At 65.3% G+C, this 14,143-nt stretch carries 7 protein-coding genes and 3 rRNA genes; 1 reads left to right on the top strand and 9 read right to left on the bottom strand.

What is annotated here, in order from left to right; genetic code table 11:
• Window position 1 precedes the first annotated feature (1 nt).
• The 6 genes from Scani_RS01430 to Scani_RS01455 form a co-directional block, all read right to left on the bottom strand.
• Window positions 2-982, bottom strand: coding sequence for a diiron oxygenase (locus Scani_RS01430; protein ID WP_246295424.1), 981 nt, complete (start codon window positions 980-982; stop codon window positions 2-4).
• Window positions 979-2,304, bottom strand: coding sequence for a diaminobutyrate--2-oxoglutarate transaminase (gene ectB, locus Scani_RS01435; RefSeq protein WP_159469184.1), 1,326 nt, complete (start codon window positions 2,302-2,304; stop codon window positions 979-981). The genes Scani_RS01430 and ectB overlap by 4 nt, the downstream gene beginning before the upstream one ends.
• Window positions 2,301-3,275, bottom strand: a complete 975-nt coding sequence (locus Scani_RS01440) for a 3-methyl-2-oxobutanoate hydroxymethyltransferase (RefSeq protein WP_159469186.1) — start codon at window positions 3,273-3,275, stop codon at window positions 2,301-2,303. Before Scani_RS01440 ends, ectB begins: the two co-directional genes overlap by 4 nt.
• Complete coding sequence (locus Scani_RS01445; protein WP_159469188.1) at window positions 3,265-4,434, bottom strand: pyridoxal phosphate-dependent aminotransferase; 1,170 nt, start codon at window positions 4,432-4,434, stop codon at window positions 3,265-3,267. The genes Scani_RS01440 and Scani_RS01445 overlap by 11 nt, the downstream gene beginning before the upstream one ends.
• Before the next feature lie 9 nt (window positions 4,435-4,443).
• A complete protein-coding gene (locus Scani_RS01450) occupies window positions 4,444-5,823 on the bottom strand; it encodes an LLM class flavin-dependent oxidoreductase (protein ID WP_159469190.1) in 1,380 nt (459 codons plus the stop codon).
• A 235-nt stretch (window positions 5,824-6,058) separates the two neighbouring features.
• Window positions 6,059-6,757 (bottom strand): response regulator, encoded by a 699-nt coding sequence (locus Scani_RS01455; protein WP_159469192.1) that lies wholly within the window; start codon window positions 6,755-6,757, stop codon window positions 6,059-6,061.
• Between the two features lie 458 nt (window positions 6,758-7,215).
• Here Scani_RS01455 and Scani_RS01460 point away from each other — a divergent pair, with 458 nt between their 5' ends.
• Entirely contained in the window at window positions 7,216-8,466 is a 1,251-nt protein-coding gene (locus tag Scani_RS01460; RefSeq protein ID WP_159469194.1) for an ATP-grasp domain-containing protein, read from the top strand.
• A gap of 167 nt (window positions 8,467-8,633) precedes the next feature.
• Here the strand turns inward: Scani_RS01460 and rrf are convergent.
• The 3 genes from rrf to Scani_RS01475 form a co-directional block, all read right to left on the bottom strand.
• Window positions 8,634-8,750, bottom strand: a 5S ribosomal RNA gene (gene rrf, locus Scani_RS01465).
• A gap of 91 nt (window positions 8,751-8,841) precedes the next feature.
• Window positions 8,842-11,964 (bottom strand): 23S ribosomal RNA (locus Scani_RS01470).
• Window positions 11,965-12,266: 302 nt separating this feature from the next.
• A 16S ribosomal RNA gene (locus tag Scani_RS01475) occupies window positions 12,267-13,795 on the bottom strand.
• The 16S, 23S and 5S rRNA genes sit together here, the layout of an rRNA operon.
• Window positions 13,796-14,143: the final 348 nt, after the last annotated feature.

Here is a 14,143-nt window from a genome sequence, read left to right on the forward strand (position 1 = left end):
GTCACTCGGTCCCGAAGTCGAAGTCGACCTGGTCCTCGAGCTCCATCTCGCGCACGATGCGCCGCACCCCGGAGAAGTCGCGCACCAGCAGGCCGGTGCCGGCCTGGCGACGGCAGTCCTCGACGATCTCGTCGGCCTTCTCGAACCCGGCCGCCCGCAGAATGCCGGGCCACACCGCGAAGTCCTGCTCCACGAAGGCGTGCAGCGCCGTGGGCAGCGAGTCGACGAAGACGCGGCGCTGTTCGGTGTTCATGTGCACGTACAGCGCCTTGGCGACCTCGACCATGACGGAGGAGTGCGCGGACTCGTCGCGGGCGTGCAGCCGGGGCACCAGGGCGTGCAGCGGCTGGACGGTGGTGTCGCGCGAGAGCAGTTCCAGATAGGCGTTGACGCTGATCTCCGAGACGGTCGTCCACACCAGCTTCAGGAGGTCGCGCTCCCAGCGCTCCGACGCCTTCGCGTCGGCCTCCAGGAGGCGGCGGTAGGTGACCGTGTGCGGGTAGGCGGGCTCGCCGGTGATCTCCCGGACCTCACGGGTGCGCTGCATCGCGATCATGTGCATGTACGTGTGCCAGACCTCGTCCACGTGCGTCTGCTGGACGGCGCGCTTGAGCTGGAGGCCGTCGGCACCGGGAAAGGCGCCGTGCATGATCATGGCGAAGGTCGGGTTGGCGACGTGCTCCTCGGCCGCGATCACCCGCTCGTTGTAGACCAGCCAGGCCATGGTGAGGACCTTCTGGCGCTGCTCGGGCGCGGCCGCGAGGTACAGGGGGTGCTCGGCGAACGGCAGCAGGTGCTCCGGGTAGTCCGGCAGCTGCTCGTCGTACTCCTCCGGCTCCGATATCCGGTCCAGATCGGTGCGGATCGTGGCGCGCCGCGGCCAGGAGTCGGCGATCCGGCGCAGCACGCTCTCGTCGATGCCGTGCGCGTGGCCGTCCTCGTGGTCGCCCTCGATGGTCTGCTCGTGCTCGGCGATGCTCAACTCAGGTCCCCTTCGGATACGTGCTCTTGTGCGGCCGACGCGATGGCGTCGGCGAGGAGGGCGAGGCCGGGCGCCAGCTCTTCGGCGTCCGCCACGATCGGCGGCATGATCTTGAGGACCTGGCCGCGGGCGCCGGACGTCTCCACCAGGAGTCCGCGCGTGAAGGCGGCCCGTGACACCCGGTCCGCGAGCGTCGGGTCGGTGAACCCGAGCCCGCGGATCAGGCCGCGGCCCAGCACGGTGCAGCCGAGATCCGCGAACTTGGCGGCCAGTTCGGTGAGTCGCTCTCCCAGTGCGGCGGCGTTGCGCCGCACCTGCGAGGCGAACTCCGGATCCGCCCAGCGGTCCAGGCAGGCCGTGGCGGTGACGAAGGCCAGGTTGTTGCCGCGGAAGGTGCCGCTGTGCTCGCCGGGGCCCAGCTGGTCGAGCTCGGGGCGGACCAGGACGAGGGCCATGGGCAGCCCGAAGCCGCTGATGGACTTGGACAGGCAGATCAGGTCGGGGACGATGCCCGCCTCTTCGAAGCTGAAGAAGGTGCCGGTGCGCCCGCACCCGGCCTGGATGTCGTCGACGATCAGCAGGATGCCCCGCTCGCGCGCCACTTCGGCGAGCCTGCGCAGCCACGGCGCGCTCGCCGCCGCGAGGCCGCCCTCGCCCTGCACCGTCTCCACCACGAAGGCCGCGGGCAGGTCGATGCCGCTGCCCGGGTCGTCGAGCATCCGCGTGAGGTAGTCGATGGTGTCGACGCCTTCACCCGCGTACCCCTCGTACGGCATCCGCGTGACGTGGCCGAGCGGCACCCCGGCCGCCCCGCGCTTGAACGAGGTGGCGGACGCGGCGAGCGCGCCGAGCGAGAGGCCGTGGAAGCCGCCGGTGAAGGCGATGATGTCGGTGCGTCCGGTGACCCGGCGGGCCGTCTTGAACGCCGCCTCGACGGCATTGGTGCCGGTCGGGCCGGTGAACTGCACCCGGTGGTCGAGCCCGCGCGGCGCGAGCACCACCTCGCGGAAGCGGTGCAGGAACCCGGCCTTCGCGCCGGTGTGCAGGTCGAGGCCGTGGACCGGCCCGTCGGCCTGCAGGTAGTCGATGAGCGCGGCGCGCACCTCGGGCGGGTTGTGGCCGTAGTTCAGCGCACCGGCGCCCGACAGGAAGTCGGTGTACTCGCGGCCGTCCGCGTCCCACATGCGGTGTCCTGCCGCCCGCGTGAAGACGGCGGGAAAGCGCCGGCAGTAGGTGCGTACGGCCGATTCGAGCTCGTCGAAGACGGCCGTGTCCGATCCGGGGGTCGCCGGCCCTGCGGTGGCCGGTTCGGCGGTGGTCATGAGGCACTCCAGGGGTCGATGCCGGTGATCTCGGCCGTCTCACGGGGGGTCAGGGCGGTGCGCGGGGAGAGCGGGAACCAGCCGGCCACACTGAGCCGCAGCAGTTCGCGCATGCGGTCCGCGATCAGCTCCGGGGTGTAGCGCTCCGCCACCTCGGCCGCGTCGATCACCGGGGTCGGCGGGAAATAGCGGCCGCCCGGTACGGGGCGTACGACGGCGTCCCACAGGTTGAGGCTCTGGCCGCCCCAGCGGGCCCGGCCGCTGAACACCGAGTACAGCGGCAGGCCTTCGGGGTGCGGTCGGCTCAGCGCCTGGTTCACGGCCTCGCTGACCATCTCGACGATCAGTCCGCAGCCGCCCGCGCCCCGGGCCCTGCGGGCCTGCGCGAAAAGTTCCAGCGCGCTGTCCAGGGCATCGCCGTGCCGCGTCAGGCTGCCGCTCTGCGGGGTGTAGCCGAGGTGCGCCAGGGTGGGCGTGCCGGTCGCCGCCACTGCCTCGATGCAGGCGAACTCGCCCTCGCCCACCACCTCGATCTTGACGGCGTCCGCGCCGGCCGCCGCGAACCGGTCGGCGGCGGCCCGGGCCGTGGCCGGGCTGCGGGTCGCCCCGTCCGGCAGGTCGGCGAGCAGGAACGGCCGTCTGGCCGCCGGGAATTCGGCGTCCAGCGCCTTGCGCACCTCGGCCACCAGGCCGGTGAGGGTGGCGAGGCCCCACTCCTGCTCGGCCTCGCCGGCCAGCGTGGTGCCGCTGCGGCCCAGGTGTGTCATGAAGTACGAGTCGCCGACCATCACGCATTCGACGGGGGCATCGTGCAGGTCCGGTGCGCGCAGCGCCTCGGCGAGGCCTTCCACCTCGTAACCCCGATACGCGTTGATCTTGAGTCCGAGCTGTGCCGGGCTGTCGTACCGGTGCAGATACGGAGCCAGCGCGGAAGCCGCCGCCGGCCTGGCCACGGTGGTGTCAACGGTCATGGCCGCCCTCCCAGTAGATCTTGTTGATACGGCCGATGGCGTCCACGACCACCTCTTCGGGCGCGGCGGTGAAGCAGAGCCGGGCCCAGCCGTCGCAGTGGGCGCCGAACACCCGGCCCGGTGCGAGTCCCACCCCCGCCTCGGCGCAGCGACGCACGAACTCCGCCCCGTCGCCGTACCGGCCCAGGTCGAGGAAGGTGTAGAGCCCGCCCGAGATGCTGGTGTGCGGGATCTCCAGCGCGGCGTCGGCGAGCCGCCATGCGCGCTCCGCCGCCGCCCGGCGCCGCGCGAGCTCGTCGGCGGGTGTGGCGAGCGCCCGGAACGCGGTGTACTGCGCGGCCGTGGACACCGAGTACAGCGTGTGCAGCGACCACTTGGTGAGGATCTCCTCCGCGCCGGGCGGCGAGATCAGATGGCCCACCCGGGCGCCGGGCATGGCGTAGGTCTTGCTGCAGCTGTGCACCGAGAAGGTGCGCTCGGACGCACCGGGAACGGTCGCCATGTCGAGAAAGCCGCCGTCGCCGAAGTCGTAGTTCTCGTACGCGTTGTCGGCGATCAGCCACAGATCGTGCCGCGCGGCCAGCTCGGCGAGCGCGCCCAGGGCCTGCTCGTCCAGGCGGAAGCCCGTCGGATTGTTGGGGTTGTTGAAGTAGATCGCCCGCGTGCGTGGCCCCACGGCCCGCTCGATCGCCGCGATGAAGTCGAAGTCGGGGTCCTCGCTCAGCTCCAGGAAGACCGGCACCTCGCGCGGCGTCCCGCCGGCCGCCCACACCAGGCCGGTGGCGAAGAGCCACTGCGGGGACAGGATGAGGACCTCGTCGCCCTGGCCCAGGATGGCGTGCAGGGTCACCGCGATGGCGTGCGTGGCGCCGCTCGTCACCAGGACCTGCCCGGTGTCGACGGGGGTGCCCCGGCGTCGGCTCGCCGCGTCCGCGAACGCCGAGCGCAGCGCGGGGACTCCGGCGGGCGGCGCGTGCTCGTGGGCCGCGATCCCGAACTCCGCGCGCTCCCAGGTGCCCGGCCGTACGCACGGCTCGAAGACGGTCTTGCCCTGCTGCAGCGGCACCGGTTCGGCGTGCGCGCCGGAGCGCAGCAGCCGGTCGACGGCCACCAACGGGGACGGCGGTATCTCGCTGAGGGTTCTACCAAACGACGGCATGAGGTGTGCTCACTCCTGGACTTGTAACGGGCTCGCGCCGAGCGTGAGTTCGGCGGCGGCGCCCCGAACGGGCCGGTCGATGCCGAGGTTTCCGCGCAGGGTGGTGCTCTCGTACTCGGTGCGGAACAGGCCCCGGCGCTGCAGCTCGGGCACCACGAGGTCGACGAAGTCGTCCAGGCCCTCGGGGACCACGGGCGGCATGACGTTGAAGCCGTCGGCGGCCTCCCCGGTGAACCACTCCTCCATGAGGTCGGCGACGTCCTGGGGGGTGCCGATGACGATGCGGTGCCCGCGGCCCCCGGTCAGCGACTGGTACAGCTCCCTGATCGTCAGACCCTCGCGGCGCGCCTTGTCGTAGACGAGCTGCTGGCGGCTGGTACTGCCCTGGGTGGTCGGCAGTTCGGGCAGCGGCTCGTCCAGCGGGCAGCCGGCGATGTCGACGTCCCCGAGGAGCTGGGTGAGCAGCCCCAGCCCGACGACCGGGTCGACCAGTTCCTGCAGTACGGCGTACTTGTCCTCGGCCTCGGCGCGGGTGCGGCCGATCACGGGGAAGAGACCGGGCATCACCTTCATCTGGTCGGCGTCGCGCCCGTAGGCGGCGGCCTGCTTCTTGATGCCGCGGTAGAACGTCTGCGCATCGTCCAGGGTCTGGGCGGCCGTGAACACCACCTCGGCCCAGCGGGCGGCGAAGTCCTGGCCGTCCGCGGAGGCGCCCGCCTGGATGAGCACGGGGTAACCCTGGGGCGGACGGGCCACGTTGAGCGGACCGCGCACCGAGAAGTGCTCGCCCTTGTGGTCGAGGATGTGCAGCCCGTCGGGCTCGAAGTAGCGCCCGGACTCCTTGTCGTACCCGAACGCGTCGTCGTCCCAGCTGTCCCACAGGCCGGTGACGACCTCCATGAACTCCCTGGCCCGGTGGTAGCGCGAGGCGTGGTCGGGCTGGGAGTCGCGGTTGAAGTTCTTCGCCTCGGCGTCCGTCACCGAGGTGACGATGTTCCAGGCGGCCCGGCCGGCGCTGAGGTGATCGATCGAGGCGAACTTCCGCGCGATGTGGAACGGCTCGTTGTACGTCGTCGACGCGGTCGCCGCGAGACCGATGTGCGTGGTGTGCACGGCGAGGGCGGACAGCAGCGTCAGCGGGTCGAACTGGAGGAAGCGGCCCCATCGGCTCAGCTCGTCGGCGTTCCGGTACGGGGTGCGGATGCCCACTCCGTCGGCGACGAAGAACATGTCGAACTTGCCGCGCTCGGCGGTGTGCAGGAGCTCGCGGTAGTGAGCGAAGTCCAGGCCGCCGTCCGCGCGGGCCGTGGGGTGCCGCCAGGAGGCGACGTGGTAACCGGGGGCCAGGAGGAAGGCTCCCAGACGGAGCGTACGGCGTGTCACGCCCATAGCAGGTCTCCGGTGTCCTTGCAGGTGAGGAGCTTTGGATCGAGACGGACACTAGATCAGGAGCCGAGGGGGTACACGGTTCTGCGTGCACTGTGGCTTTACCGCGGAAAGCTCCTTCTGCTTCTTTTGATGACAGCGCGGCACCCCCGATGGCGCCGGCGAAACGGCGCAGGCCCCGCGCCCTTCGTCGGGGTGCGGGGCCTGGCGACTCCGGGACGTCCTCGTGGACGTGCGCTCAGCGTGGGCGCGCGCGGGAGGCACCGTGCGCGGACTCGTAGTGGTGCTCGGGGCGGCCGGCACCCCCGTATTTCAGGGCGAGCTGCACGCTGCCGCGCTCCTGCAGGTGCTTGAGGTAACGCTGCGCGGTGGAGCGGCTGACTCCGGTGAGGTCGGCCACCTCCTGCGCGGACAGCGCCTTGCCGGCCCGGTGCAGAACGTCGCGGATGCACTCGGTGGTCGCCGCCGAGTACCCCTTGGGGGGCATTTCCGCCTGGACCGGCGCGTGGAGCGTACCGAAGATCTCGTCCACCTCACCCTGGCCCAGGGAGTCGAAACGGCCGAGGCGGTCCCGCATCTGCGCGTAGGACGTCAACTTGGCCTGCAGCGCCGCGAAATTGAATGGTTTGACCAGGTACTGCAGGACGCCGTTGCGCAGCGCCGAGTGCACGAGCTCCGCCCCGTGGGCCGCCGAGACCATGATGACGTCGGTCTCGTGGCCGAGCCGGCGGAGCCTGCGCACCAGCTGCAGCCCGTCCTCGTCGGGAAGGTAGTGGTCGAGCAGTATCAGATCGATACTGCCGCGCTCGACGGCCATCAGTGCCTCGGCGGCCGTGTGGGCCCGGCCCACGACACGGAATCCCGGAACGCGGGACACATAGCGGGAGTTGATCTCGGCGACGTAGAAGTCGTCGTCCACGACCAGGACGTCGATCACGGTGCTGCTCCTGCCGCCACGGGCAGATTCCGGGGCAGTCGGACCGTGAAAACGGCACCACCCCCCGGCCGTTCGGCCGGCGGTAACTCATGCCGCTCCGGCGCACGGTCTCGCTGCGGTGCCAGGTCGCCGGCGGGCTCCGCGACGAACTGCCGGGCCCGTGCGTACATTTCCCGATCGAGCAGTCCTGCCAGGGTGTGCAGGCAATTCGCCGGTTCATGGTCACGAGCTGTGGGCGTTGCGGCGAGAATTCGTTGGTTCTTCAACTTTCCCCCAGTGCATGCACAAGATCAGGATCTTGAGTTCCCTGCCCTTCCTACATGGTCAGAATGAGCAGAACAATCTTTCCGAGGTAAAGCCAGGGTATGTGCCAGGACAGCCCTGACCTGGACTCACGCCTCTAGCGTTGATGCCGCACGCGGCCGGTGCGTGCTTTTCCGGAGCCCTGGGAGGTGCTGGTGAAGTCCGAAGCGGAACGCAGTGTTCTGGCTTTTGTGAACAGCGACTATGCGGATACTCCGTACGACAAGTGGGCGGCTGACGTGGGCGTACAGCCGAACCTCCTGGTCTCCGAGGCCAAATTCCCGCAGTACCAGCACGTTCCCGGCGCCGTCTGCGTCCCCGACTACCTCCAGGGCGGCGATGCGGAACGCGCGGCCCTCGACCTCGCCGAGCGCATGCCGCCCAGCGCGGTGATCGCCCGCATGGAGAGCGACTTGCTGCGCGCCGCGCGGCTGCGGGAGCTGCTCGGCGTGCCGGGCCAGGACTTCGCCAGCACCCTCGCCTTCCGCGACAAGGTCCATATGAAGACCCTGGTGCGCCAAAGCGGCCTCGAGGTACCGGAGTTCGCCCCGGTACGCGTGGACTTCGACCTCTTCGGCTTCGTCCGCGAGCACGGCTACCCCGTGGTGGTGAAACCTGCCCTCGGCTCCGGTTCCACCGGCACCCAGGTGCTGCGCGGCCCCGCGGACCTGGCCCGGCTCCTCGCCGAAGGCCTGCCCGAACACGCCGAGGTGGAGCGGTTCGTGGAGGGGCAGATGTACGTCGTGGACGGGTTGGTGGCGGCCGGCGCACCGGTGGCCACGTTCGTGTCGCGCTACCTCAACGACTGCCTGTCCTTCCACGACGGCATATACCTGGGCTCGGCACAGCTCACCCGCGACCACCCGCTGACGGACCGGCTCATCGGCTACGCGCGAAAGGTCCTCGACGCGCTGCCCACCCCCGAGTGCGCCACCTTCCACCTGGAGGTCTTCCACACGCCGGACGACCGCCTCGTGCTGTGCGAGATCGGCAGCAGGACCGGCGGCGCGCTGACCGCCCCCGCCATCCACGCCGCCACCGGCTTCAACCTCGACGAGCAGTGGTTCCGGGCCCAGGTCGCCCCACAGACCCTGGCCGACGCCAGTATTCACGGCGTCGCCCCCGGACGGAGCGCGGGCTGGGTCGTCTTCTACCCCGAACGGGGCACGCTCGCGGCCCTGCCCAAGTCTCCCCCGCCCTTCGTGGTGGAGGAACGCCTGCGGGCCACGGTGGGCACGGCATACGAGGGGGGCGTGAAGTCCGCTCATTACCTGGCGGCTTACGTCCTGACCGGTGCCGACGACCAGGAGGTCGAGCAGCGTGCCCAGGAACTCGCCCAGTGGTACGCCGCGGGGGTGCGGTGGACCGGACTCCACAGCGAGGACGACCGCCCGGCCCTCAACTGACCATCGGGTCCTGAACAGTCGGCGGTGCGATCGGGGGCCGCTGCACAAAAGCGGCCAGTCCGTCGTCGTGGAGCCGGCACAGGCGACCGGCACACGAAAGGGCGAGAAAGAGCCCGGAACGCAGAAAAGCCCCGCACCATAAGGTGCGGGGCTTCCCCACAATGATTGTTCGGCGGCGTCCTACTCTCCCACAGGGTCCCCCCTGCAGTACCATCGGCGCTGAAAGGCTTAGCTTCCGGGTTCGGAATGTAACCGGGCGTTTCCCTAACGCAATGACCACCGAAACACTATGAAGTTAACCAACCCGGCATACTGCATCTAATCAAATACAGTCAGGTCGTTACTTCAGAACCTACACAGTGGACGCGAGCAACTGAGGACAAGCCCTCGGCCTATTAGTACCAGTCAACTCCACCCGTTACCAGGCTTCCATATCTGGCCTATCAACCCAGTCGTCTACTGGGAGCCTTAACCCCTCAAAGGGGGTGGGAGTACTCATCTCGAAGCAGGCTTCCCGCTTAGATGCTTTCAGCGGTTATCCTTTCCGAACGTAGCCAACCAGCCATGCCCTTGGCAGGACAACTGGCACACCAGAGGTTCGTCCGTCCCGGTCCTCTCGTACTAGGGACAGCCCTTCTCAATACTCCTACGCGCACAGCGGATAGGGACCGAACTGTCTCACGACGTTCTAAACCCAGCTCGCGTACCGCTTTAATGGGCGAACAGCCCAACCCTTGGGACCGACTCCAGCCCCAGGATGCGACGAGCCGACATCGAGGTGCCAAACCATCCCGTCGATATGGACTCTTGGGGAAGATCAGCCTGTTATCCCCGGGGTACCTTTTATCCGTTGAGCGACGGCGCTTCCACAAGCCACCGCCGGATCACTAGTCCCTACTTTCGTACCTGCTCGACCCGTCAGTCTCACAGTCAAGCTCCCTTGTGCACTTACACTCAACACCTGATTGCCAACCAGGCTGAGGGAACCTTTGGGCGCCTCCGTTACTCTTTAGGAGGCAACCGCCCCAGTTAAACTACCCACCAGACACTGTCCCTGATCCGGATCACGGACCCAGGTTAGACATCCAGCACGACCAGAGTGGTATTTCAACAATGACTCCACAACCACTGGCGTGGCTGCTTCAAAGTCTCCCACCTATCCTACACAAGCCGAACCGAACACCAATATCAAGCTATAGTAAAGGTCCCGGGGTCTTTCCGTCCTGCTGCGCGAAACGAGCATCTTTACTCGTAATGCAATTTCACCGGGCCTATGGTTGAGACAGTCGAGAAGTCGTTACGCCATTCGTGCAGGTCGGAACTTACCCGACAAGGAATTTCGCTACCTTAGGATGGTTATAGTTACCACCGCCGTTTACTGGCGCTTAAGTTCTCAGCTTCGCCGACCCGAAGGTCGACTAACCGGTCCCCTTAACGTTCCAGCACCGGGCAGGCGTCAGTCCGTATACATCGCCTTACGGCTTCGCACGGACCTGTGTTTTTAGTAAACAGTCGCTTCTCGCTGGTCTCTGCGGCCACCACCAGCTCAGAGTGCAAGACTCATCACCAGCAATGGCCCCCCTTCTCCCGAAGTTACGGGGGCATTTTGCCGAGTTCCTTAACCATAGTTCACCCGAACGCCTCGGTATTCTCTACCTGACCACCTGAGTCGGTTTAGGGTACGGGCCGCCATGAAACTCGCTAGAGGCTTTTCTCGACAGCATAGGATCATCCACTTCACCACAATCGGCTCGGCATCAGGTCTCAGCCTTAATGTGTGACGGATTTGCCTACCACACGGCCTACACCCTTACCCCGGGACAACCACCGCCCGGGCTGGACTACCTTCCTGCGTCACCCCATCGCTTACCTACTACCACCTTGGATCGGCGGCTCCACCACGTCCCTTTGTCCGAAGACTCCAGGCCGGCTTCACGGCCTTAGCATTAATGGATTCGATATTGGGCGTTTCAAAGCGGGTACCGGAATATCAACCGGTTGTCCATCGACTACGCCTGTCGGCCTCGCCTTAGGTCCCGACTTACCCTGGGCAGATCAGCTTGACCCAGGAACCCTTAGTCAATCGGCGCACACGTTTCCCACGTGTGTATCGCTACTCATGCCTGCATTCTCACTCGTGAACCGTCCACAACTCGTTTCCACGGCTGCTTCACCCGGCACACGACGCTCCCCTACCCATCCACACACCCGTTAGGGCTATTGCATGAATGACACGACTTCGGCGGTGTGCTTGAGCCCCGCTACATTGTCGGCGCGGAATCACTTGACCAGTGAGCTATTACGCACTCTTTCAAGGGTGGCTGCTTCTAAGCCAACCTCCTGGTTGTCTCTGCGACTCCACATCCTTTCCCACTTAGCACACGCTTAGGGGCCTTAGTCGATGCTCTGGGCTGTTTCCCTCTCGACCATGGAGCTTATCCCCCACAGTCTCACTGCCGCGCTCTCACTTACCGGCATTCGGAGTTTGGCTAAGGTCAGTAACCCGGTAGGGCCCATCGCCTATCCAGTGCTCTACCTCCGGCAAGAAACACACGACGCTGCACCTAAATGCATTTCGGGGAGAACCAGCTATCACGGAGTTTGATTGGCCTTTCACCCCTAACCACAGGTCATCCCCCAGGTTTTCAACCCTGGTGGGTTCGGTCCTCCACGAAGTCTTACCTCCGCTTCAACCTGCCCATGGCTAGATCACTCCGCTTCGGGTCTTGGGCACGCTACTCAACGCCCTATTCGGACTCGCTTTCGCTACGGCTTCCCCACACGGGTTAACCTCGCAACATACCGCAAACTCGCAGGCTCATTCTTCAAAAGGCACGCAGTCACGACTGCATGTGCAAGCACATACAGCGACGCTCCCACGGCTTGTAGGCACACGGTTTCAGGTACTATTTCACTCCGCTCCCGCGGTACTTTTCACCATTCCCTCACGGTACTATCCGCTATCGGTCACCAGGGAATATTTAGGCTTAACGGGTGGTCCCGCCAGATTCACACGGGATTTCTCGGGCCCCGTGCTACTTGGGTGGTTCTCAAACGAGCCGCTAATGTTTCAGCTACGGGGGTCTTACCCTCTACGCCGGACCTTTCGCATGTCCTTCGCCTACATCAACGGTTTCTGACTCGTCTCACAGCCGGCAGACTGCAAAAGAGAACTCCCACAACCCCAACCACGCAACCCCTGCCGGGTATCACACGTGACTGGTTTGGCCTCATCCGGTTTCGCTCGCCACTACTCCCGGAATCACGGTTGTTTTCTCTTCCTGCGGGTACTGAGATGTTTCACTTCCCCGCGTTCCCTCCACACTGCCTATGTGTTCAGCAGCGGGTGACAGTCCATGACGACTGCCGGGTTTCCCCATTCGGACACCCCCGGATCAAAGCTTGGTTGACAGCTCCCCGGGGCCTATCGTGGCCTCCCACGTCCTTCATCGGTTCCTGGTGCCAAGGCATCCACCGTGCGCCCTTAAAAACTTGGCCACAGATGCTCGCGTCCACTGTGCAGTTCTCAAGCAACGACCAGCCACCCGTCACAACCCACCGAAGTGAGCCTTTACCGGGGCCGGCATCGCGAAGGTCCAGACCATCGGCCCGTACCCTCAGATACCCAACAACGTGCCCGGCCCACCCGATCAATCCCCACGTTCCACGCCGAAGCAGTACTAGTGACAACCAATCAAGTGCGCCGAATAGTCAACGTTCCACCCATGAGCAACCAGCATCAGACATTCGCTGATGTACTGGCCTCTGACCAACCGAAGTTGGTAAGAAGTGCTCCTTAGAAAGGAGGTGATCCAGCCGCACCTTCCGGTACGGCTACCTTGTTACGACTTCGTCCCAATCGCCAGTCCCACCTTCGACGATTCCCTCCCACAAGGGGTTGGGCCACCGGCTTCGGGTGTTACCGACTTTCGTGACGTGACGGGCGGTGTGTACAAGGCCCGGGAACGTATTCACCGCAGCAATGCTGATCTGCGATTACTAGCAACTCCGACTTCATGGGGTCGAGTTGCAGACCCCAATCCGAACTGAGACCGGCTTTTTGAGATTCGCTCCACCTCGCGGTATCGCAGCTCATTGTACCGGCCATTGTAGCACGTGTGCAGCCCAAGACATAAGGGGCATGATGACTTGACGTCGTCCCCACCTTCCTCCGAGTTGACCCCGGCAGTCTCCTGTGAGTCCCCATCACCCCGAAGGGCATGCTGGCAACACAGAACAAGGGTTGCGCTCGTTGCGGGACTTAACCCAACATCTCACGACACGAGCTGACGACAGCCATGCACCACCTGTACACCGACCACAAGGGGGCGCCTGTCTCCAGACGTTTCCGGTGTATGTCAAGCCTTGGTAAGGTTCTTCGCGTTGCGTCGAATTAAGCCACATGCTCCGCTGCTTGTGCGGGCCCCCGTCAATTCCTTTGAGTTTTAGCCTTGCGGCCGTACTCCCCAGGCGGGGAACTTAATGCGTTAGCTGCGGCACGGACGACGTGGAATGTCGCCCACACCTAGTTCCCAACGTTTACGGCGTGGACTACCAGGGTATCTAATCCTGTTCGCTCCCCACGCTTTCGCTCCTCAGCGTCAGTATCGGCCCAGAGATCCGCCTTCGCCACCGGTGTTCCTCCTGATATCTGCGCATTTCACCGCTACACCAGGAATTCCGATCTCCCCTACCGAACTCTAGCCTGCCCGTATCGAATGCAGACCCGGGGTTAAGCCCCGGGCTTTCACATCCGACGTGACAAGCCGCCTACGAGCTCTTTACGCCCAATAATTCCGGACAACGCTTGCGCCCTACGTATTACCGCGGCTGCTGGCACGTAGTTAGCCGGCGCTTCTTCTGCAGGTACCGTCACTCTCGCTTCTTCCCTGCTGAAAGAGGTTTACAACCCGAAGGCCGTCATCCCTCACGCGGCGTCGCTGCATCAGGCTTTCGCCCATTGTGCAATATTCCCCACTGCTGCCTCCCGTAGGAGTCTGGGCCGTGTCTCAGTCCCAGTGTGGCCGGTCGCCCTCTCAGGCCGGCTACCCGTCGTCGCCTTGGTAGGCCATCACCCCACCAACAAGCTGATAGGCCGCGGGCTCATCCTTCACCGCCGGAGCTTTCCACCACCAGACCATGCGGTCGGTGGTCGTATCCGGTATTAGACCCCGTTTCCAGGGCTTGTCCCAGAGTGAAGGGCAGATTGCCCACGTGTTACTCACCCGTTCGCCACTAATCCCCTCCCGAAGGAGGTTCATCGTTCGACTTGCATGTGTTAAGCACGCCGCCAGCGTTCGTCCTGAGCCAGGATCAAACTCTCCGTGAATGTTTACCCGACTGCGTTTAATTAAAAACTGCGGGTCAACACACACGAGAGCGGAACAACCAGACGGAATAGGTCCGGTCGTTCACAGCGTCCTCGCTGTGTGTGCCACCCCGACCGCATGGGCCGTGGTGGGCTTTCAAAGGAACCTCATCCACCGAGGTGGACGGGGTATCAACATATCTGGCGTTGACTTTTGGCACGCTGTTGAGTTCTCAAGGAACGGACGCTTCCTTTGTTCCTGTTTCACCAGGATCTCCGGGCGCTTCCCTTCGGTCTTGCGTTTCCGACTCTATCAGATCCTTGCGGGCCCGATTTTCGCCGGTGCGTTTCCGCCTTTCGGCTTCTTCG

Origin of the sequence: Streptomyces caniferus, assembly GCF_009811555.1 — a bacterium.
Lineage (GTDB): Bacteria > Actinomycetota > Actinomycetes > Streptomycetales > Streptomycetaceae > Streptomyces > Streptomyces caniferus.

Bases quoted from the DNA above. Each gene is read 5' to 3' on its own strand.
- Scani_RS01445 (WP_159469188.1), bottom strand. From the start codon at position 4,434: ATGCCGTCGTTTGGTAGAACCCTCAGCGAGATACCGCCGTCCCCGTTG.
- Scani_RS01440 (WP_159469186.1), bottom strand. From the start codon at position 3,275: ATGACCGTTGACACCACCGTGGCCAGGCCGGCGGCGGCTTCCGCGCTG.
- Scani_RS01450 (WP_159469190.1), bottom strand. From the start codon at position 5,823: ATGGGCGTGACACGCCGTACGCTCCGTCTGGGAGCCTTCCTCCTGGCC.
- ectB (WP_159469184.1), bottom strand. From the start codon at position 2,304: ATGACCACCGCCGAACCGGCCACCGCAGGGCCGGCGACCCCCGGATCG.